Source organism: Halomonas kalidii, assembly GCF_030010475.1.
In the GTDB taxonomy this organism is placed as follows: Bacteria; Pseudomonadota; Gammaproteobacteria; order Pseudomonadales; family Halomonadaceae; genus Halomonas; species Halomonas heilongjiangensis.
In genome coordinates this window covers 130,514-150,863 of record NZ_JASCQN010000052.1, presented here as the reverse complement: position 1 = coordinate 150,863, position 20,350 = coordinate 130,514, and the positions used below count along the sequence as shown (strand labels likewise).

The 20,350-nt window shown below is 68.0% G+C and carries 15 protein-coding genes and 1 other RNA gene; 5 read left to right on the top strand and 11 right to left on the bottom strand.

Annotated elements, in window-relative coordinates:
• Positions 1–79 precede the first annotated feature (79 nt).
• Positions 80–778 (bottom strand): hypothetical protein, encoded by a 699-nt coding sequence (locus QLQ85_RS20010; protein ID WP_282740603.1) that lies wholly within the window; start codon positions 776–778, stop codon positions 80–82.
• A gap of 289 nt (positions 779–1,067) precedes the next feature.
• Between QLQ85_RS20010 and QLQ85_RS20005 the strand changes: the two genes are divergently transcribed.
• Positions 1,068–2,048, top strand: coding sequence for a cysteine synthase A (locus tag QLQ85_RS20005; protein WP_282740602.1), 981 nt, complete (start codon positions 1,068–1,070; stop codon positions 2,046–2,048).
• 7 nt (positions 2,049–2,055) lie between these two features.
• On the opposite strand, the gene QLQ85_RS20000 is transcribed toward QLQ85_RS20005, so the two are convergent.
• The 8 genes from QLQ85_RS20000 to ffs all read right to left on the bottom strand — a co-directional run bounded on the left by QLQ85_RS20000 (position 2,056) and on the right by ffs (position 9,966).
• Positions 2,056–2,505, bottom strand: coding sequence for a YcgN family cysteine cluster protein (locus tag QLQ85_RS20000; RefSeq protein ID WP_282740601.1), 450 nt, complete (start codon positions 2,503–2,505; stop codon positions 2,056–2,058).
• 43 nt (positions 2,506–2,548) lie between these two features.
• Entirely contained in the window at positions 2,549–2,860 is a 312-nt protein-coding gene (locus tag QLQ85_RS19995) for a YcgL domain-containing protein (RefSeq protein WP_282740600.1), read from the bottom strand.
• Positions 2,857–3,987, bottom strand: coding sequence for a ribonuclease D (gene rnd / locus QLQ85_RS19990; RefSeq protein WP_282740599.1), 1,131 nt, complete (start codon positions 3,985–3,987; stop codon positions 2,857–2,859). Before rnd ends, QLQ85_RS19995 begins: the two co-directional genes overlap by 4 nt.
• A gap of 35 nt (positions 3,988–4,022) precedes the next feature.
• Positions 4,023–4,643 carry a recombination mediator RecR gene (gene recR / locus QLQ85_RS19985; RefSeq protein WP_282740598.1) on the bottom strand — a complete coding sequence of 207 codons (621 nt, stop codon included), beginning with the start codon at positions 4,641–4,643 and terminating at the stop codon, positions 4,023–4,025.
• A gap of 154 nt (positions 4,644–4,797) precedes the next feature.
• The gene (locus tag QLQ85_RS19980) at positions 4,798–5,124 is read right to left on the bottom strand and encodes a YbaB/EbfC family nucleoid-associated protein (RefSeq protein WP_102629293.1); all 327 of its coding nucleotides are present in this window, start codon (positions 5,122–5,124) and stop codon (positions 4,798–4,800) included.
• A gap of 54 nt (positions 5,125–5,178) precedes the next feature.
• Positions 5,179–7,149, bottom strand: a complete 1,971-nt coding sequence (gene dnaX, locus QLQ85_RS19975) for a DNA polymerase III subunit gamma/tau (protein WP_282740597.1) — start codon at positions 7,147–7,149, stop codon at positions 5,179–5,181.
• 106 nt (positions 7,150–7,255) lie between these two features.
• Complete coding sequence (locus QLQ85_RS19970; protein WP_282740596.1) at positions 7,256–9,574, bottom strand: putative bifunctional diguanylate cyclase/phosphodiesterase; 2,319 nt, start codon at positions 9,572–9,574, stop codon at positions 7,256–7,258.
• Positions 9,575–9,869: 295 nt separating this feature from the next.
• An RNA gene (gene ffs / locus QLQ85_RS19965) (signal recognition particle sRNA small type) lies at positions 9,870–9,966 on the bottom strand.
• Between the two features lie 245 nt (positions 9,967–10,211).
• Between ffs and QLQ85_RS19960 the strand changes: the two genes are divergently transcribed.
• Together QLQ85_RS19960 and QLQ85_RS19955 are read left to right on the top strand one after the other, a co-directional pair.
• On the top strand, positions 10,212–11,435 hold the full coding sequence (locus QLQ85_RS19960) for an ATP-grasp domain-containing protein (protein ID WP_282740595.1): 1,224 nt from the start codon (positions 10,212–10,214) through the stop codon (positions 11,433–11,435).
• Between the two features lie 46 nt (positions 11,436–11,481).
• Positions 11,482–13,530, top strand: coding sequence for a hypothetical protein (locus QLQ85_RS19955; RefSeq protein WP_282740594.1), 2,049 nt, complete (start codon positions 11,482–11,484; stop codon positions 13,528–13,530).
• Here the strand turns inward: QLQ85_RS19955 and QLQ85_RS19950 are convergent, their stop codons facing one another.
• Positions 13,531–14,550: an AbrB family transcriptional regulator gene (locus tag QLQ85_RS19950; RefSeq protein WP_282740593.1), complete on the bottom strand. Its 1,020-nt coding sequence runs from the start codon at positions 14,548–14,550 to the stop codon at positions 13,531–13,533. It abuts the gene before it with no gap.
• Positions 14,551–14,642: 92 nt separating this feature from the next.
• Between QLQ85_RS19950 and QLQ85_RS19945 the strand changes: the two genes are divergently transcribed.
• Positions 14,643–15,419, top strand: coding sequence for a TlyA family RNA methyltransferase (locus tag QLQ85_RS19945; protein WP_282740592.1), 777 nt, complete (start codon positions 14,643–14,645; stop codon positions 15,417–15,419).
• An 18-nt stretch (positions 15,420–15,437) separates the two neighbouring features.
• Here QLQ85_RS19945 and mscK read toward each other — a convergent pair whose 3' ends face one another.
• Positions 15,438–18,806 (bottom strand): mechanosensitive channel MscK, encoded by a 3,369-nt coding sequence (gene mscK / locus QLQ85_RS19940; RefSeq protein WP_282740591.1) that lies wholly within the window; start codon positions 18,804–18,806, stop codon positions 15,438–15,440.
• Between the two features lie 399 nt (positions 18,807–19,205).
• Between mscK and QLQ85_RS19935 the strand changes: the two genes are divergently transcribed.
• Complete coding sequence (locus QLQ85_RS19935; RefSeq protein ID WP_407650422.1) at positions 19,206–20,252, top strand: phospholipase A; 1,047 nt, start codon at positions 19,206–19,208, stop codon at positions 20,250–20,252.
• The last annotated feature ends 98 nt before the right edge of the window (positions 20,253–20,350 follow it).

Genomic DNA, 20,350 nt, shown 5'->3' with positions numbered 1-20,350 from the left:
CGCGCCCGCAGGGAAACCCTTCCCCTTCAAGGCGCGCTCCTAGCCAAGTGACGAAAGAGACCGGCACTCGCCCCGCGGTCTAGTTGCCTCCACCGGCGCCGCCGCCCGCACCACCGCCGTCACCACCGCCGCTGTCGCCGCCGCCGGACCCGCCGCTGTCACCCCCCCCGGCACCACCGCCGCTGTCGCCGCCGCCGGACCCACCGCTGTCACCACCCCCGGCACCACCGCCACTGTCGCCACCGCCGGATCCGCCGCTGCCACCGCCCCCGGCACCACCCCCGCCGGACCCACCTTCACCGCCGCCGTTGCCTGTGCCGCCGGTGTCGATATCGTCACCATCACCGGTACCACCGTCGGAACCACCGCCGTCGTCGGAACCACCGCCACCGTCGGAACCACCGCCGTCGTCGGAACCACCGCCACCGTCGGAACCACCGCCATCGGAACCACCACCATCGGAACCACCGCCATCGGAACCACCGCCGTTGGAACCACCGCCACCGTCGGAACCACCGCCGCCTTCACCACCGCTACCACCGCCAGGACCACCCAGGCTAGAGAGATCGCCACCGGAACCGGTCGGCGGTAGCCGTTTCAACAACTCGGCCAACTGTTCGTCACTGAGGACAGCACCCTCGTGGATGACCTGGTTGAACAGCTCGGCCAGTTCTTCATCGCTGAGTGTATTGCCCCATTCCGACGCCTGTGCCCAGGCCCCCGTCGACGCCACTGCCCCCAGGGACAGTGCCAATGTTATCGCCTTGTAATGTTTCATGTTCCGTCCCCTTTCACTGCCCCTTGTGCGCCTGTCATCCTGGCTGCCCCGCTCAATCCAACAAATAGTTACAATTCTGTAAAGAATCGCAACTTATGAGGACCAGCGCCATCGGAAAAGAGACTGAAAATGAGGAGCAAAACCTTGGGATGAAAATGCTCCGCCCGGGATGAGGCATGTCATGTCACCGGGGTGGCCAGGCCCTGTGGCCTGGCCCGACGACCGGTACACGGCCGGATGCGAGGGTCCATACTACGGGCAGATACATCCTCGGGAGTGGAGGATCGCGATGGACGAGCGTATCTGCACGGGCTTCGCCGGGGCGGTGGGGCATACGCCGCTGATCCGCCTGGCGCGCTTCTCCGCCGAGAGCGGCTGCGACATCCTCGGCAAGGCCGAATTCATGAACCCCGGGGGCTCGGTCAAGGATCGGGCCGCGCTCTATATGGTCCTCGACGCCGAACGACGCGGGTTGCTCGGCCCCGGCGGTACCGTGGTGGAGGGCACGGCCGGCAATACCGGCATCGGCCTGGCGCATATCTGCAATGCCCGCGGCTACCGCTGCGTGATCGTGATCCCCGAGACCCAGAGCCAGGAAAAGATCGACCTGCTGCGCACCCTCGGAGCCGAGGTGCATGCCGTCCCGGCCAAGCCCTACCGCGACCCCGACAACTACCAGAAGATCGCCGGGCGCATGGCGGCGGACATGGACAACGCCATCTGGGCCAACCAGTTCGACAACGTCGCCAACCGCCAGGCCCACTACGAGACCACCGGTCCGGAGATCTGGGAGCAGACGGGGGGACACATCGATGCCTTCGTCGCGGCCACCGGCACCGGCGGCACCCTGGCCGGGGTCAGCCGCTATCTCAAGGAGCGACGTCACGCTGTCCGCTGCATTCTTGCCGATCCCAGCGGCAGCGGCCTGTACCGTTACGTCACCACCGGCCAACCTGAGGTGGTGGGCGGTGACTCCATCACCGAGGGGATCGGCAGCACCCGGGTGACCGCCAACCTGGAGGGTTCGCCGCTCGATGATGCCTTGATGATCGAAGACCAGGAGGCCGTCACCACGGTCTACCGCCTGCTCCACGAGGAGGGCCTCTTCCTGGGCAGCTCCTCGGGGCTCAACATGGCCGCCGCCCTGCACGTCGCCCGGCAGCTGGGCCCGGGCCACACCATCGTCACGGTGCTGTGCGACGGCGGTGGGCGCTATTACTCGCGGCTGTTCAACGCCGAGTGGCTGGCCGGCAAGGGGTTACACGCCTAGTGCACCCTCAGCCGTCGATGGGCAGGATGGCGATGATGTGGTCCTCGAGCTCCTCTTCGGGGACCTCGCTCTGGGAGACGGCGAAACTGCGCACGCTGATGCCCTTGCGGTGGACCCGTTCCGGGTCCCCCGAGATCAGCGGGTGCCAGCCGGCGAGCTTGCGCCCCTCGGCAAGGCGGCGATAGGCGCAGGACTTCGGCAACCAGCGAAACTCCTCGATGCGCGCGGGGGTGAGCTGGGCGCAGTCGGGCACCTTCGCGAAACGGTTCTCGTAGTCGCTGCAGCGGCAGCCGTGGATGTCGAGCAGCCGGCAGGCGACATTGAGCACCGCGAGATCACCGCTCTCCTCGTCCTGGAACTTGAGCAGGCAGCACTGGCCGCAGCCGTCGCACAGCGCCTCCCACTCCTCGGGGGTCAGCTCCTCGAGGTCGAAGCGCTCCCAGAACCGGTCTCTCATGATCTCTCCTGCGCGGGGCGCGGCTGGGTGTCGAGGCGCGAAACTAGTAGCGAGCCTCGGTGGGCGTGCGATAGAGGTCGAGCAGGTACTCCTCCTTGGCCGGCGGCATCTGCAGGTAGAAGCCCTTGTCGCGAATCGCCGCCATGATGTCGACCGCCCTGGCCCGGCCCAGCGTCTTCTCCGGGGTGAGGATCAGGGTCATCGCCGGGAGTGGCCTGCCGAAGCGCTCGAGCAGCGCCTCGGGCACCTCGCCGAGCCCCTGGCGCTTGTCCACGTAGAGATACATCTCGTCCACGCGCGGGCTCTTGAAGACCTCGCACAGCAGCTTGTCGCCCTTCATTCGATTGTCATTCATCCGGATTGCACCTCGTCCAGGGCCATTCTCAGGCCCGCATTCAACCGTTCGCCGCGCCAGCCGCCGGGCAGCGGCAGCGGCTGCTGCTCGAGGTCGGCGGTCACCAGCGCCTCCAGATCGCGCCGGCGCATCAGTACCTCGGGGGCCAGCCCCAGCGCCTCGGCCTCGGCGTTCACCACTCGCTTGAGGGCCTTGAGACGCCTCTTGAAGTCCGGCGCCATCGGCGAGGGCATTGCCGGCGGCAATGCCTGCTCGTCGACATGCAGCGCTTCGCGCACCAGGGTCAGCAGCTCATCGCCCTCGCGCTTGACCAGCGGCGGCTTGACGCCCTCGACCTGGGCGAGCTCGTAGCGGTTCTCGGGCAGCCGCTCGGCGATGGCGTAGAGCAGGCGGTCGTTGACCAGCCAGCCCCGCGGCACGTCGCGGCGACGGGCCTCGCCCTCGCGCCAGGTGGTCAGCCGGCGGTAGGCCTCGATCTGGCGCGGTGCGAGCCGCCACAGCTGGCGATTGCGCAGGTACCACTGCCCGTCGGCGGCATCGCTGCGGGCCGCCTGGGCGACCATCTCGCGACAGTCGGCCTCGAGCCAGGCCATCCGCCCCTGCCGCTCGAGCGACTCGCGCTGGTGCTCCCACACCTGCACCAGGTAGACCACGTCCAGGGCGGCATAGCTCAGCTGGGCGTCACTGAGCGGGCGCAGCAACCAGTTCGAACGGGTCTCGTCCTTGGGCAGGATCTCGCCAGTCCAGTGCTGCACCAGCCGCTGGTAGCCCATGGAGGGGTCCTCGCCGAGCAGGCCCTGGGCGAGCTGGGTGTCGACCAGCGGCGCCGGCGGCACCCCGGCCCAGTGGGCGAAGACCTCGAGGTCCTCGCTGCTGGCGTGCAGCAGCTTGAGCGGCCCCTCGCAGAGCAGGCGCCGGAAGGCGTCGGTGCACTCCACCTCGAGCGGGTCGACGACGAAGGCCGGACCGCCGGCGGAGAACTGGATCAGCGCCGGCACCGGGTGAAAGGTGTTCTCGCGGAAGAACTCGGTGTCCAGCGCGATCACCTCGGCCCCGACCACCTCGGCGCAGGCGGCATCCAGGGCAGCGGGGGTATCGATCCAGCGAATCTCGGGGGTCAGGGGCATGCGGTATCCGGCAGGCTAGAGGGCAAGAAAAAGGGTCAGTCACCCTGGAACGGCAGGCGACCGTTGAAGGCATGGCTCAGGGTGCCGCCATCGACGTACTCGAGTTCGCCCCCCATGGGCACGCCATAGGCCAGGCGCGAGAGCTTCACGCCCCGGGACGCGAGCAGGGAGGCGATATAGTGGGCGGTCGCCTCGCCCTCCACGGTGGGATTGGTGGCGAGGATCACCTCCTCGACGCCACCCTCGGCCGCCTCGCTCCCGGATACCAGAGCCTCGAGCTGGTCGAGGCCGATGTCCTCGGGACCGATACCGTCCAGCGGCGAGAGATGGCCGTGCAACACGAAGTAACGCCCGCGATAGCCACCGGCCTCCTCGATGGCCAACTGGTCGGCCGGAGACTCGACCACGCAGAGTACGCTGTCGTCGCGCCGGGGGCTATTGCAGAGCGCGCAGACATCTTCCTCGGTGAGGGTGCGGCAACGCCGGCAGTAGCCGACCGCCTCCAGCGCCACGCCCAGCACCTCGGCCAGGCGACGACCACCGTCGCGGTCGCGCTCGAGCAGGTGCATGGCCATGCGCTGGGCGGTCTTGGGGCCGACGCCGGGCAACACCCGCAGCGACTCCATCAGTCGATCGACCAGGGGAGAGAAGCTCATGGCAAGCCTCCGGCTAGCTCCAGGATAAACGTAGGCGAGCGATGATCAGGCAAGGCAAAAAATCCTCGAAAAAGCGGAGTTTACACGATAGTAAATGAGCATTTTGAGGGATTTTTTAACGCTGCATGATCGAGCGCAGTCCGTTTATACGGAGCTAGAAAGGCATCTTGAAGCCCGGCGGCAGGTTCAGGCCGGCAGTCGCCTCTTCCATCTTCGCCCGGGAGCTGGCCTCGACCTTGCGCACCGCATCGTTCACCGCAGCAGCCAGCAGGTCCTCGAGCAGTTCCTTGTCCTCTTCCATGACGCTGGGGTCGATGTCGACCTTGCTGACGTCATGGCGGCCATTCATGGTCACCTTGACCATGCCGGCACCGGCCTCGCCCTGGACCTCGGCCTTGGCGACCTCTTCCTGGACGCGCTGCATCTTCTCCTGCATCTCCTGGGCCTGCTTCATCAGGTTGCCCATTCCGCCCTTCATCATGGGGGATTCCTCTCACTTGGTAGTGTGAATGCTGCTGTGATCGGGTGCGGCGCGTCAGCCGCGTGCCTCGGCATCGGCGGGCTTGACCGTGGATTCGATCAGGCGGGCGCCGAAGGCCTGCTGCAATTGCCGAACATGCGGGTCGTTGCTCAGCGCTTCAACCGCCTCGGCATGGCGCTCGGCGGCCAGGCGCTCGGCCTGCAGCCTGGGGGTCTCGATGCCCTCGGGCAGTGGGCCCTCCTCGACGCTGAGGCGGCGCTCGATGCCGGCCCCCGCCAGTGCCCGGGTGATCCGCTCCACGTGCACCTCGGCGTTCATCGCCGAGAGCGCCGGATCGAGCCGCAGCGACAGCCGCTCGCCGTCGTCGGCTTCGACAACGCAATTCGCCGCCAGGTTGCGGGTCAGGCCGCCGAGCCCCAGTGACTCGAAGCAAGCCAGCCAGCCGGCATGGTCGAGGCGTCCATCGACTTCCTCGTTCGAGAGGGTGGTGCCGGAGGCCGGGGCGGCGGGCTCGAGAGCCCGAGCCGCGGACTTGGCTGCGTCAGGGAGGGGATCGGGCGGCGGCGCGGCCACCTCTGGTTTCGGCGACACCGGGGCGACCGACTCGGGCGCGCTACCCGCCCCACGCGAGGCGTCCCGCTCTTCCCAGGGCGGCAGCTCTTCCGCTGGTGGCGGCTCTTCCACTGGTGGCGGCTCTTTCGCTGGCGGCGCCTTGGGCTCGACCGGTGGCGCGGCTTCTGGAGGTGACGCGGATGCCGGCGCGCTCGGAGCCTCGACGGAGGGCGGGTCACCCGCGCCGGACGGCGGCTGGGGCGCGCTCGATGCCGGCTCGTCCGGGGCACCGGCCGCAGGCGCTTCGTCGGACTGCTTGTCGTCGGCGCCACCCCGCAGCGGCAAAGGCGTCTTCGCCGGCCGGGGCACGCCCTGGGGACGGAAGGCCAGCATGCGCAACAGGGTCATCTCCAGCGCCATGCGCAGGTCGGGGGCGTGCTCCATGTCGCCGCGCCCCTGGATGCCGATCTGATAGTAGAGCTGTACGTCCTCGGCGGTGAAGCGGGCGGCCAGCTGCAGCAGCGCCTCGCGGTCACCATGGCCGTTGTCCAGCGCCTCCGGCACCATCTGGGCGATGGCCAGGCGGTGCAGCACCCCGGTGACGTCGTCGAGCACCGCGGCGAAGTCGGGCCCCTGCTCGGCCAGGGCCGCGACCTCGGCGAGCACGCGCGCCGCGTCCACCTCGGCCAGGGCCTCGAGCAGGACCAGCACATGACGGTGATCCAGGGTACCCAGCATGGCCGCCACGTCGGCGTGGCGCACCTGCCCCTGGCCGAAGGCGATGGCCTGGTCGGTGAGGCTCAGGGCATCGCGCATCGAGCCATCGGCGGCCTTGCCCAGCAGCCACAGGGCGCTCTCGTCGCAGGGCACCGACTCGGCCTCGAGGACCCGGGTGAGGTGCTCGACGATGCGCTCCGGCGCCATGTTCTTGAGGGTGAACTGCAGGCAGCGCGACAGCACCGTGACCGGCAACTTCTGCGGGTCGGTGGTGGCGAGCAGGAACTTCACGTGGGGCGGTGGCTCTTCCAGGGTCTTGAGCAGCGCGTTGAAGCTATGGGTGGAGAGCATGTGCACCTCGTCGATGAGGTACACCTTGTAGCGCCCCTGGGTCGGCGCGTACTGCACGTTGTCGAGCAGCTCGCGGGTATCCTCCACCTTGGTGCGCGAGGCAGCGTCGACCTCGATCAGGTCGACGAAGCGCCCCTCGTCGATGGCCCGGCAGCTGTCACACACGCCACAGGGCGTCGAGGTGATGCCCTCGTCGCCATGCCCCTGCGCCGTGCAGTTGAGGCACTTGGCGAGGATGCGCGCGAGGGTGGTCTTGCCCACCCCACGGGTGCCGGTGAACAGGTAGGCGTGGTGCAGGCGTCCCTGGTCCAGGGCATTGACCAGCGCCCGCTGGACATGCTCCTGGCCGACCAGTTCATGGAAGGTACGCGGCCGCCACTTGCGGGCCAGAACCTGATAGCTCATGCAGCGCGGGATCCTTGCAGCTGGGCTGGCTGGCAGCCGGACTCGGGATCGACGCCGCCCGGGAATCCCCCAGGCCACGCCGATCGTGGAAATCGAAGCTCCCATTCTACCGGCTGGGGACGGGGGCGCAAAGCTCGGCTCCGCCGCCCCAGCGTCGATCGAACACGTCGGCGGGTACCGGCCGGCTCAACAGGAACCCCTGGTAGCGCTCGCAACCCAGGCCCGCCAGGAAGTCGAGCTGCACCGGGAGCTCGACCCCCTCGGCGACCACCTCGAGCCCTAGCCGCCCGGCCATCGACAGGATGGCGGCCAGGATGATCTCGTCGTCCACGTCACCCGGCACGTCGCGCACGAAGGACTGGTCGATCTTCAGTCGCTGCACGGGCAGCCGCTTGAGATAGGCAAGCGACGAGTAGCCGGTACCGAAGTCGTCCACCGCCAGCATCACGCCCAGCTCACGCAGCTCGTGGAGTACGCCGATGCCCTCGTCGGCGTGGCTGATCAGGAACCCCTCGGTGATCTCGAGCTCCAGCCGCTCCGGCGACAAGCCGCTCTCCTGCAGCACTCGCCGCACGTCGCCGACGATATCACCGTGGACCACCTGGGCACCGGAGAGGTTGACGGCCACCTGCAGGTCGAGCCCGCGCAACTCCCACTGCCGCGCACGACGGCACGCCTCACCGAGTATCCAGCGCCCCAGGGCATGGCTCAGCCCCGACTCCTCGGCCAACGGGATGAAGCGCTCCGGCATGATCGTCTCGCCCTCCGGCGAGACCCAGCGAATCAACGCCTCGGCGCCGAACACCCGGCCTCCGTCGATGAAGGCCTGCGGCTGGAAGTAGAGCTGCAGCTCGCCGCGCTCGAGCGCCCGGCGCAACCCCACCTCGAGGTCGAAACGCTCGCGGCTCGCCTCTCCCAGCGCCGCGGTGTAGCGCTGCCAGGTGTTGCGCTTGAGGGCCTTGGCCCGGTACATGGCGGTATCGGCGTTGCGGATCAGCGCCTCGCTGGTCGTACCGTCCTCGGGAAACAGGCTGATGCCGATGGACGCCCCGAGGAAGATCTCGTGCCCCCCGACGCGAAAGGGCTCCGCCAGGGCGTCGATCAACTGGCACGCCACCTCTTCGGCAGCCTCGGGGGGCGACAGGTGCTCGATCACCACCAGGAACTCGTCGCCGCCCAGCCGTCCCAACTGCCCCCTGTCGCGCAGTGCCAGCGACAACCGCCGGCCCACCGCACGCAGCAGGCGATCACCCAGCGGGTGGCCGAGGCTGTCGTTGACGCCCTTGAAATGGTCCAGGTCGAGAAACAGCACGGCGAGCCGGGACCGCTCCGACGTCGCGGCCTCCAGCGCCGCCTCGAGTCGCTGGCCGAGATGGTAGCGATTGGGCAGACGGGTCAGGGCATCGTAATGGGCCGACTCCTCGAGGCGCCGCGCCTGCTCGTCGATACGCGACAACAGCGGCCTGAGTGCCCGGGCGGTGACCAGCGCCCCCAGCAGCATCATGGCCAGGGTCGCCAGCAGCGGCCAGGCCAGCACGCGAAAGACCTCGGCATAGAAACTGCCGGCCGGCACCACCACCAGCACTCCCCAGCCGGGCGTCACCGCGGGCACACCGATCAACACCTGCTCGCGACTCCCCATGCCGGTCCTGTGGAGGCCGGACCACCCCTCGCCCAGGGCCTGCACTCGGGGCCCTTCCACCTCGTCCGGCGCCCTGACCAAGGGCTCCCCCCTCTCCCCGCCGGTCAACAGAACCCCGCCATCCAACGCCACCAGGTACTGGCGTGCCGCGGCACCGAATCGGTCGTCGTCGGCCAGTAGCGCTGTCAGGTCATCCAGCCGAAAATAGAGCAGATCGGTGCCGATGGGCGCCCCGTTGTCGGCGAGGATCGGCGCCGCCACTTCCACTGCCAGCGCCTCGCCCACCTGCACCAGCCGAGCAGGCGAACTCGCCTCCCCGTCATTGCGCTGCGCCTCCTGCTGCCCCAGCGGCGTGCGCCCAAGGGACAGCAGCGTCTCCCCTGCCGAATCCCGGCGCACCAGGCCGATGAGCTCCTCGGACGGGGCCATGGCATCGCGCAGTCGCGGGGCGCTGTAGGCGACCAGCGAGGGGCGACTGAGTTCGCCGTCGGCATGGGACACCAGACGCCGACGGATCTCCTCGTCGCTGGCCAGCTGCCGAGCCAGCTCCTCGAAGAGGCGCAGCCGATCGTCCAGGGCATCCGCCTGGATCTGGACGCTGGCCAGCGTGGTGGTTGCCAGCCTGTCGCGGGTGACATGAAAGAGCGGCACGGCGGTACTCGCCCCCACCAGAGCTCCCGTGGCCAGGATCCCCATCATGGCCAGTGTCACGATGCGCTGCCGTGCCCGCCTCGTCCCGCCCCCCATCTCCTCGTGTACTCCCCGGCCGATGGGATCGCCCACGACTATCACGACCCGCCCTGGTTACAGTGTATCGGTTTCCCGGGGAAATACCCTGCCCCGCCTCGCGGATAAAGGCCATCACCCGGGACGACGTCTCGCTGACGCGGCAGGACAGTGATCGAGGAGGAGTGCATCGGAACGCTGCCCTGGCCGACGCCACGGGGACGCCGCCGCAATGACGGTTGCACACCGGGGGGCGTATTGTCATGGAAGCAGCAGGAACGGACGAGTAAACCGGCGGAAAGACGGACAGGCAGGCATCGGAGGGGGAATGGCACCGCCTATATGGAGGCGGCCCCGACAGCCACATCCCGGCACACGCGTCCACCACTACCGTTGCTCCCTTCCGGGCCTGGCGGGGTTTGCGGCTTAGCGTTGCGAGAGGACCGACGGGGCCACCACAGCGGATGCGTACCGAGCCTGGCTCGGGGCATCAAACTCGACGCGGCATCAAGGGCTTGTCGAGTGCGCGGGCACTATAACAGCGGCCCGCCATGGCGGCAAGGGGCAGCGCCCGAGCGGTGGCGCGAGGATGTCACCCCTCGCCCGCTGGTGTATGGTGAGGGGTATTCGCTTCCTTCCGACAGCCACTCCCGTCCGGGAGGAATCATCCATTGCCGACATCTGGAGGCGCCCCATGAAGAAGGATCCGAACAAGGGCTACATCGCCCTGCTGGGCTGGAGCCTGAATGCCATCGAAGCCGCCGAGAACTTCGACAGACGCTATGTGGTGGTCGCCCCGGACTGGGCCGAGGAGTACTGTCAGAAGCACGACATTCCCTATGTGCCCTGGAACTTCGAGCGCCTCAACGACCGTTCCATGGAGATCGCCGAAACACTCAAGGAGATGGGCGTCGATGTGGCCATTCCGCTGTTCGAGGAGACCGTGGAGTGGGCCGGCGCCATCAACTCGCTGCTGCTCGACAACCCGCGGCTCTACGGCCAGTCGCTGCTGCTGCGTGACAAGGCGCTGATGAAGCGCCGCGCCCAGTTGGGCGGCATCCGGGTGGGCATCTTCGAGGAGGCCCACGACAAGGGAGATGTCATCCGCTTCCTCAAGCGGGTCAACCAGACCCTGCTCAAGCTCGACGGCGACCCCAACGACCCCATTCACCTCAAGGCCTTCGACAAGGCCGGCTGCCTGGGCCACCGGGTGATCCGTACCCCGGACGAGGTCGATACCATTCCCGACGAGGAGTTCCCGGTGCTGATGGAGTCACACCTGGACGGCTGGGAATTTGCCGTGGAGGCCTGGATCCACAACGGCAAGGTCGCCTTCCTCAACATCTCGGAATACGTGACCCTGGGCTACTCGGTGTTCGTGCCCGCCTCGCCGGAACTCGAGCAGTACCGCCCGCAGATCACCGCCCAGATCGAGAAGCTGATCAAGGCCTTCGACATCGAGTTCGGCCTGATCCACCCCGAGTACTTCGTGACCAGCGACGGCGAGATGTACTTCGGCGAGGTCGCCTACCGGCCGCCGGGCTTCAAGGTCTTCGAACTGCTCGAGCGGGTCTACGGCTTCAACGCCTACCAGGCCAGCATGCTGGTGTTCGACCCCAAGTCCACGCCAGAAGAAGTCAGCGCCTACTTCCCGAAGGAAGTGGTCGATGCCGACGGCTACGCCGGCTGCTTCGGCGTCTACCCGCGCCGCCGGGTGGTCAGCAAGCTGGAAATTCCCGAAGAGGTCGAGGACGACCCCTACTTCGAGTCCCACGAATTGACGCCGCCCATGGAGGAGACCGTCACCAAGCGGACCGCCTTCGGCACCCACTGGGGGCTGATCTACTTCAAGGGTGACGAGGCCGCCCGCATGAAGGATCTGCTCAAGCAGATGGAAGAGCTTGATTTCTATGTCTGATCGAGGCGTCATGGGGATGATGACAGCCTGACGACAAGGAGTCGGCGTGACGACGCACCGACCTACGCACGACACAAGCGAGCCGGCAGGCGACGACAAGCTCGCCGGCCTGCTGGCGAAACTCGATGACGCGACCACCCTGCTCACCGAATCACGCGACTTCGCCAAGCCAGGGAAGCTGCCCCGGGTGCTGGATACCGCGCGTCGCGTGCTGCTCCAGGAGGGTGGCGCCGCCGCCGTGGAAGCCCGCGCCAGGGCACTGGAGGAGGCCGGGGTCTTCCTCGGCTCCGACTGGGAGACCCCCCAGTACCTGGTGCCTTCGCTCACCACCCATGCGCTGAAGAGCCCCGACCCCAACACCGTGGTGATCGAGGCCCTGAGCGAACTGCGGCTGCTGGCGGTGGCCAAGGGCGAGTACCTGCATCCGCTGGTCTCGGCGGAGCAGGCCCACCACTACCTCACCCAGGTGATGGCGCTCAACCTCTGGCTGCTGTTCGGTGCGCCCAGCGAGGCCGAGCGCGAGACCCAGGGTCGCCTGGCGCAGATCCCGCGCCACCTGTTCCGCCACCTGGCCGAGCGCATCGGCTACGAACACATCATCGACAAGCTGATCGAGGAGATCTGGCGGATCCTGCAGCAGCGTCCGATCCAGGTCGAACCGGTCAAGCAGATGATCACCCAGATCGCCATCTGCCAGGCCAATCCGGCGATCGACCTGGGCACCAGCGGCCAGGGCGCCGACCGCCTGGTCAGCTCGCTGTTCGGCCCCACCCTGGCGTGCCGCGAGGATCCGGGGCTGGAGGTTTATCGCGAACGGCTCTCGAGCATGGACAGCGCCGCCCTCCAGGGCGAGGCCACCGGCTTCGCCCGCGCCATGCACGATACCGGCCTGGTGTCGCCCTACCATCCGGTGCTGCTGCGCCACCTGCTCGACCATGGCGACCACCTGCTCGCCGAGGCGCTGGGACTCTCCTCCACCGGCCGCGACTGCCTGCTCTGCTACCGCGAGCTGGTCCATGCCCTGATCCGCGGCGGCGTCCACCCGGCCACCCCCCAGGCGGCCTATGGCCTGGCACTGATGCTCGAGCGCGGCATCCTCTACCAGCCACCGGTGGCCCCGGCCATGTGGCGCCAGCTGGGGCTCTCGCTCTCGGAGTGGTCCCAGGCACGCCTGAACCTGGCCTATGGCGAGGCCATCTCGCCGCGGGCGCGGCTGCTGGAAGGCGTGCTGTGCATGCTCGGGCAGCCGCTGGGCGTGGGTCAGGGCAACAACCCCACCTGCCAGTCGGCCAGGGCACTCTCCATGTGGGCCTACAACGACCCCGACTACCTGCTGCAGATGGTGGCCTGGGCGGCCCGTGACGACGAGATCATCATGCATTTCGAAGGCATGCCGCTCTCCTCCATGGCGAGCCTCTCCGGCGTGGCCCAGACCCTGCCCATAGACCTGGACCCGGTGTCGCTGATCGTGGTGCCCCACCTCGACCGCATCTATGCCGAGATGGGGCGGCGCTGCATCGGCCGCGAGGGCGACCCGCACCGCTGGGTGAACCCGGAATTCCACGGCTGGTGGTCGGGCCGGGGCTTCCGCATCAATGTCGACGTGGCCACCGGACAGCTGCACGAACTGGACACCTTCCTGCGCCACTTCTATGCCAGCTACCACCCCTACTACAACGGCAACCAACCGCTGATCCACCCGCAGCCGGCGGGCATCGCCGTGACCGACAGCGCCGCCCGCTTCATCGGCTGGCACGCCATCACGGTGCTGCGGGTCTCGCTGGACCCGAACGACGTCATGCGGGTCTACTTCTTCAACCCCAACAACGACAGCGGCCAGGACTGGGGCGACGGCATCAAGGTGAGCACCGCCGGCAAGGGGGAGCGGTTCGGCGAGTCGTCGCTGCCCTTCGAGCAGTTCGCCTCGCGCCTCTACATCTTCCACTACGACCCGCTGGAGCGCGGCGAACTGGCCCAGATCACCCAGGAGGAACTCGACCGGGTCACCGGCCACGTCCACCGCAGCTGGGGGGCCGACCGGATCCCACCCACGGGCCTGCAGGCCGATGCCGGCCAGGAGCCCAACGGGAACTGATCACGGGCGGCGCCGCAGGAATCGCGCCCAGAAGGGCGCGAAGAGCATCAGTGCCACCATGCGCAACAGGTGGTGGCAGGCGACGAATACCGGGTCGAGGTCCAACGCCACGGCCAGGATCGCCATCTCGCCGATCCCCCCCGGGGCCAGCGCCAGCAGGGCCACGTCCCGCGGCACCCCCACCAGGCGGTGGATCAGCTCGGCGAACAGCGCCAGCACCGCCAGCGCCACCAGGGTGGCGACGAAGGCCTCGAACAGGTAGCGCCCGAGGCGCGCCGAGGAGAGGCCTCGAAAGCGCGAGCCGATGGCACTGCCCAATACCCACAGCATCAGGTTCATGCCCCAGTCGGGCAGTCGTAGACTGGCGATATCGAATCCGGAGAGCAGCGCCGTGAAGACCAGCGGTGCCAGCAGGGTCGGACTCGGCAGCTTGAGCAAGTGCCCCAGGGGAATCAGCGCCGGCAACGCCAGCAACAGCCACGGATCCTGCAGCGTCCGCACCGCCGGCTCGCCATTTGCGGCTGCGCCCTCATAGGCCCAGAACAGCGGTGGCAGGATCAGCACCACCAGCACCACCCGCAGGGACTGGGCGATGGCGATCCGTCGCGGCTCACCGCCGCACTTCTCGCCCATCAGAATCATCGCCGTCATCGCTCCCGGGGCAGAGGCGAACCAGGCGCTGACCGAGTCGAAGCCGCAGCGCCGATACCAGGCCGCCGCCGCCGCGGTGGACGCCGCCACCCCCACGAGCAGCAGGGCCATCGACAGCGGCCACTCCAGCACCCGTGCCGCGAGCTCGGGCGTCACCTGACTGCCCAGCACCAACCCCAGCACCCCGAGGAAGGCCTCGCGCAGTCGCTCCGGCACCCGCACATCGACGCCACGAGCGGAGACGAGCAGGTTGGCGACCAGGGGGCCCAGCATCCAGGCCAGCGGCAGCCCGACCAGGTGGAAGATCAGTCCACCGACGGCACCGATCGCCAGTGACCTGGCCAGCGCCAATCCCGTCGCTTGCTCCAAGCTCGCTCCTTTTTGTTACCCGGCTAATAAAGCCAGTATGCCATACTATGCCCCGATCCTGCCCCGCCTTCACGCTCGCCGCCGGAGAGACCATGCCGCGCCTCGACCAACTGCTCGTCACCCAGGGCCTGGCCCGTTCCCGCACCCGCGCCCAGCGGCTGATCCGTCATGGCCGCGTCAGCCTGGTCGGCGATGGCCGCGTGCTGACCAAGCCCGGCGAGAAGCTGCCCGACGCTGTGCGACTGCGGGTCGAGGAGGACCCGGAGGAGCGCTACGTGTCGCGGGCCGGACTCAAGCTGGAGGCGCTGATCGAGGCCCTGGGACTCGACCTGGCGGGCAAGCTGGTGCTGGACGTGGGCCAATCCACCGGCGGCTTCACCGACTGTGCCCTGCGCTTCGGGGCCCGTCACGTGATCGGCGTGGAGGTGGGCCACGACCAGCTCGACTCCGAACTGCGCGGCGACCCCCGAGTGACCTGCCTGGAGGGAGTGAATGCTCGCGCCATGGCCGGCGATGCCCGGCTACACGAGGCACTCGCCGCTCAGGGGGGCGAGGCGCCGGGGCTCGCGGTGATGGACGTCTCCTTCATCTCCCAGACGCTGATCCTGCCCGAGCTCGCCACCCTGCTCGCCCGGGACGGCGAGCTGCTCAGCCTGGTCAAGCCGCAGTTCGAGGTGGGGCCGGGCAGCGTCAATGCTCGCGGCATCGTCAGCGAGCCGGCACGCTACGGCGAAGTGGAAGCGGCGATCCGACGCTGCTGCCTCGAGCAGGGATTCCGCATCCTGCACTGGCAGGAGAGTCCGCTGCTCGGCGGCGACGGCAACCGGGAGTTCCTGCTCCACGCCGTTCGGCGAGGAGCCGCGGACTGACAGCGACGCTCACGCACCTCAGCGCCCGCCATCGCCTCCGTCTCCGTCGTCGAAATCACCCGGGTCGCCCCTGGCCCCGGGCGGCGGGAAGGTCGGATCGGTCACCTGGCCGGGCGTGGCGCTCTGCACCTTCTTCACCGTCCCGTCGGTGCGATGCAGCCACACATCGAGCTGGTTGAAGGCGATATCGACCTCGTGGTCGGCGAACAGCTCGCCCACTCGGCAGTTGATCTCGTCGGTGGCGAAGAGCCGGTCACCGAGGCTGTTGACGAAGATGCGCAGCTCGAAAGTGAGGGTGCTCTCGCCGTAGGCCATGAAGAACACCTGGGGCTCGGGGTCGGCCAGCACCCGGGGGTTCTCGTCGGCGGCCAGTCGCAGCAGGCGGTGCACCAGGCGGTGATCCGAGCCGTAGGCGACCCCATAAGTGAGCACCACCCGGGTGATCGTATCCGACAACGACCAGTTGATCAGCTGGTCGGTGACGAAGGTCTTGTTGGGGATGATGATCTCCTTGCGGTCGAAATCGGTGACCGTGGTGGCCCGGATGCGAATCTTGCTCACCGTACCGGTGAGGTTGCTCAGGGTGATGGTGTCGCCGATCCGCACCGGCCGCTCGAAGAGGATGATCAGCCCCGAGACGAAGTTGGCGAAGATCTCCTGCAGGCCGAAGCCCAACCCCACCCCCATCGCCGCCACCAGCCACTGCAGCTGGCTCCAGGCCACGCCCAGGGTCGCCAGGGACATCACCAGGCCGGTACCGACGATGGCGTAGGAGAGCAGCGAGGTGATGGCATAGGCGCTGCCCTGCTTGAGTTCCAGGCGCGACAGCACCATCACCTCGAGCAGCCCCGGCAGGTTGCGGGCCATCATCAGGGTCAGCGCGAAGACCAGCAGCGCGGTGAAGATATCGGCCACCGAGAGCGTGCTGGTGACCAGGGCGGCGTCCTCGCCGTCGCCATTGCCCCAGATCGCCACCTGGTCCAGGTAGCTCAGCACCGTCAGCAGGTCCGACCACACCAGGTAGAGCAGCACCGCGAAACCGATCAGCAGGATCAGCTTGGACAGCCGCAGCGACTGCTGGTTGATCTGCTCCATGTCCAGCGGTGGCTCCTCCACCACCTCGAGCCCGCCCTCGGCCCCCTCCTGCACCTGGGCACGGCGCCGTGCCAGGGCGCGCCGGAAGGCGAGGCGACGCGCCGCCACTGCCAGCCCCCGAACCACGGTGGACTCGACCAGTATCCACATGCCCAGCAGGTAGAGGGTGATCACGAAGCGCCCCACCAGGCTCAGCGCCGTGTACTCGTAGCCGGCGACGATCAAGCCGATGAAGACCAGCGGGATCCCGGCCATGGCCAGGCCGAGGATCAGCCGAAACAGCTTGACCCCGAAGAAGGGCGCATGGGCAAGGATCAGCCGCGCCTGCAGCACGCACATGGCCACCAGGCCGCCGAGCAGCAGCCCCAGCGCCAGGGGGCGCAGCGTCAGGCTGATATCGCCGTCCCGTGCCAGGGTCGAGATCAGCAGCACCGGCACCAGCGCCACCCCCAACCACAGCAGCAGCCAGCGCAACCGGGCGACGTAGCCGGCCGGCCAGTAGAAGTGCTTGGTGGCCACGCCATCCCTCACCAGCAGGCGTCGCGACCAGGCGATCACGCCCCAGGCCAGCGACAGGTGCCAGAAGGCCTGGCCGAGACCCACGGCGATACCATGGCCACCCGCCACCAGGGCCACCCCCGCACCGGCCAGAGCCAGCGGGCCGGGAAGCGCCAGCAGGGCGTTGAGCGCCACAGCCTGGGGCGTGTGCCCCTGGCTGTCGCTGCGCAACCGCCCGATCTGCTCGTGCAGCACGGCGAGCCGGGCCTGGATGCGCCGGCGACACCACAGCAACACGGCCACCGCCAGCAGGAAGGGCACGCCGAGCAGGGCCTCGGCGCCGGGCATGCGCCAGTGCACCGGCAGCACCTCGCGCCATTCGCCCTCCTCCCATTCGGTGAGCAGGTGCGAGGGCAACTGGCGAAGCCACGACAGATCCAGCGGTCGTGTGTTGGCGATCCAGAACAGCTGCTCGTCGATGGTGGTGCGCAGCTCCCGGGAGGTTTCCAGCAACTGCTGCTGGTTGAGCTGCAGCTCGATGGCGGTGCTTAGCAGATTGCCGTAGGACTGCTCGAGCTGGTCGACCAGCTCGCGACGCGACTGGTAGAGGCCCTGCAGCGACTCGACCAGGGCGGGACTGACCTCGACGCCCGCCTCCTCCAGACGCTGGTTGGCCAGCCGCTCGCCCTGGCGCAGCGCGTCGCGCTGGCGGACCAGGTCGAACTGGCGCAGGCGCAGGTCGGCGATCTCGTCCTGGAGGTCGCGGCGGGCATCCACCTGGGGCAGCGAGCGGCGCTGCTCGCGCAGGATCCGCGACAGCAGCAGGCTGCCGCGGATCGCCTCGATCTGCTCGTTGAGGCTGCGCTGCAACTGGCGCACATGGTCGAGCTGGCTGCGGGTCGCCAGGCTGTCCCGCACCAGGCTGTTGTTGCGATCGTTGGCGCGCAGCAGCTCCAGACTCAGGTCCCGGTTGAGCTGCTGGGCCCGCTCCAGCACGGGATGTCCGGCCTCGAGCAGCGGATTGTCCCGCGCGGCATCGGCGATGGCCTGCTCCGAGGCGAGCCTGCGCTTGCGCTCGATGACGCTCTGCAGCAGCGCCAGCTCGGTCTCCTGGCGTGCGACCTGCTGCGTCAAGAGGTCGCGCCGCTGCTGGGCGAGCTCGCGCAAGCGGGTGTTGGTGCCCAGCTCACGCTGGTGCAGGCGCAGGGTCTGCTCCGCCAGACGTCGCTCGACCCGTTGCCGCCAGAGCCGTGGATCATCCTCGGCCAGCTCCCGCACCTCCAGCTCGTCCAGCGAGCGGCGCGCCTGCTCGACGGCCTGCATCGCCTCGGCAATCGCCTGCTGGGCCCGCTCGGGCAGGGTCTGGGCGGAGAGCAGCTGGGAGTTGACCTCGGCGAGACGATCCTGCAACTGCTGCAGCTCGAGCACCGCCTCCTGCTGGCGATATTCGAGCTCTTCCAGGGGCTCATCGTCCAGGCCGGTAGCGGAAAGTGCCGCCGCCGCCTCCTCCTCCTCACGCAGCTCACGCTGCAGGCGCAGCAGCTCGGCCGGCGCCTGCTCCACCCGCTCCTCCAGGGCCTGCAGGCGCTCCTCGGTCTCGGCCAGCTGCTCCAGCCCCTCCAGGACCGCCTCGAGCATCTCGGTGCGACGCTGGTCGGCATCGCTGAGCGTCTCGCCCTCCTCGGGCTGCAACGCCGCGAGCCGCTCTTCCACCACGGCTCGTTCCGGCAGCGACTCGTTGGCGTGTGCCTCGAGCACCAGGCCCAGCAGCAGCAGGATCACCCAGCCAGCCATGGCCGGCCCAATACGGCCCCATCCCCGGAAGCCTCGTTCACGTCGCATCCTGATCACTGACTCCCTTGGGCAGAATCCTGGCCAAACCGGCCGCTAGGAGCCTGTCGGATTTGACCGATCGTCGCGAGAAAGACGGATTTCGAGACAAGTTTATCGATCTGATGAGGCGAATAGCGCGCTATTTAACGAATCAGATCGAATGAAATTGGCCGAAAGCCCGGGTTTCGTAGCAGATCAGCGTTAAGTCCGACAGGCTCCTAGGCCCAATTCTCGACCTCCCGGCGCGGCAAGGCAATGCCGTCGCCACGCGGAGACAGCGACGTCGTCGCATCGCCACGGTTGACTTGCCCCCCCGGCGTGGTAGAACGACGGTCACATGTCTACACGGTCGCCGACGTCATGATTCCTCCTCGTTCAGTCTCACTGCTCGCCCTGCCACTGCTGCTGATGGGGCCAGCCACCATGGCCCTGGCCGAGGAAGCAGGTCTCACCGTCGACGAGCGGACTGCCATCGAATCGCGCATCGACGCCCTGAACAACGAACTCGAGTCGCTGCGCCAGCAACTGGCCGCGGATGAGCGGCAGGCCCAGGGCGAGGCTTCCGACCCGGAAGAGCTGCTCTCCGCCGAGATAGAACAAGACCTCGAAGAGGTGGAGGAGCGTCGCCAGCTCGAGCGGGAATCCTCACTCAACCCCTACGCCATCACCACGCACCGACGCAACTACCTGCTGCCGCTGAGCTACAACCGCAACCCCAACGGCGAGGGCTTCGACGGCGGCGACAGCTCTCCGGATCGCGCCGAGGTGAAGTTCCAGTTCAGTGCCAAGTTCAACCTGGCCGAGGACCTGTTCGTTGACAATGGCGACCTCTACTTCGCCTACACCCAGCGCAGCTGGTGGCAGGCCTACAATGCCGACAACTCCGCGCCCTTCCGCGAGACCAACTTCGAACCCGAGGTCTTCCTGGACTTCGACAACCGCTGGTCGCTGCTCGGCTGGACCAACATCAACAACCGGGTGGCCTTCAACCACCAGTCCAACGGTCGCTCCGGTGACCAGTCTCGCAGCTGGAACCGGGTGATCCTGGAATCGACCTTCATCAACGGCGACTGGGCATTCAGCCTGGCGCCCCATTGGCGAGTCCCCGAATCCGAAGGCGACGACGACAACCCCGACATCGAGCGCTACATGGGCTACGGCGATGTCACCCTCGCCCGTCGTTTCGGCGACCAGGAACTGAGCCTGCTGTGGCGAGGCAACCCCAGTGCCGGCAACATGGGCACTCAGCTCGACTACTCCTGGCCGCTGTTCGGCAACATCCGCGGGCATCTCCAGTATTACTACGGCTTCGGCGAGAGCATGATCGACTACGACGAACGCTCTCATCGCCTGGGCATCGGCTTCAGCCTCAACCCGCTGTTCTCCGGCAGCGGCATGAGCCGCTGACACCGGCGGGTGAATCGGTGGCGACGGCTTGTAGAACATGGCCGGACGTATTGAAGTCACCCCGGCGACTGCTATGCTGAGCCTGTCATTAACCGTCA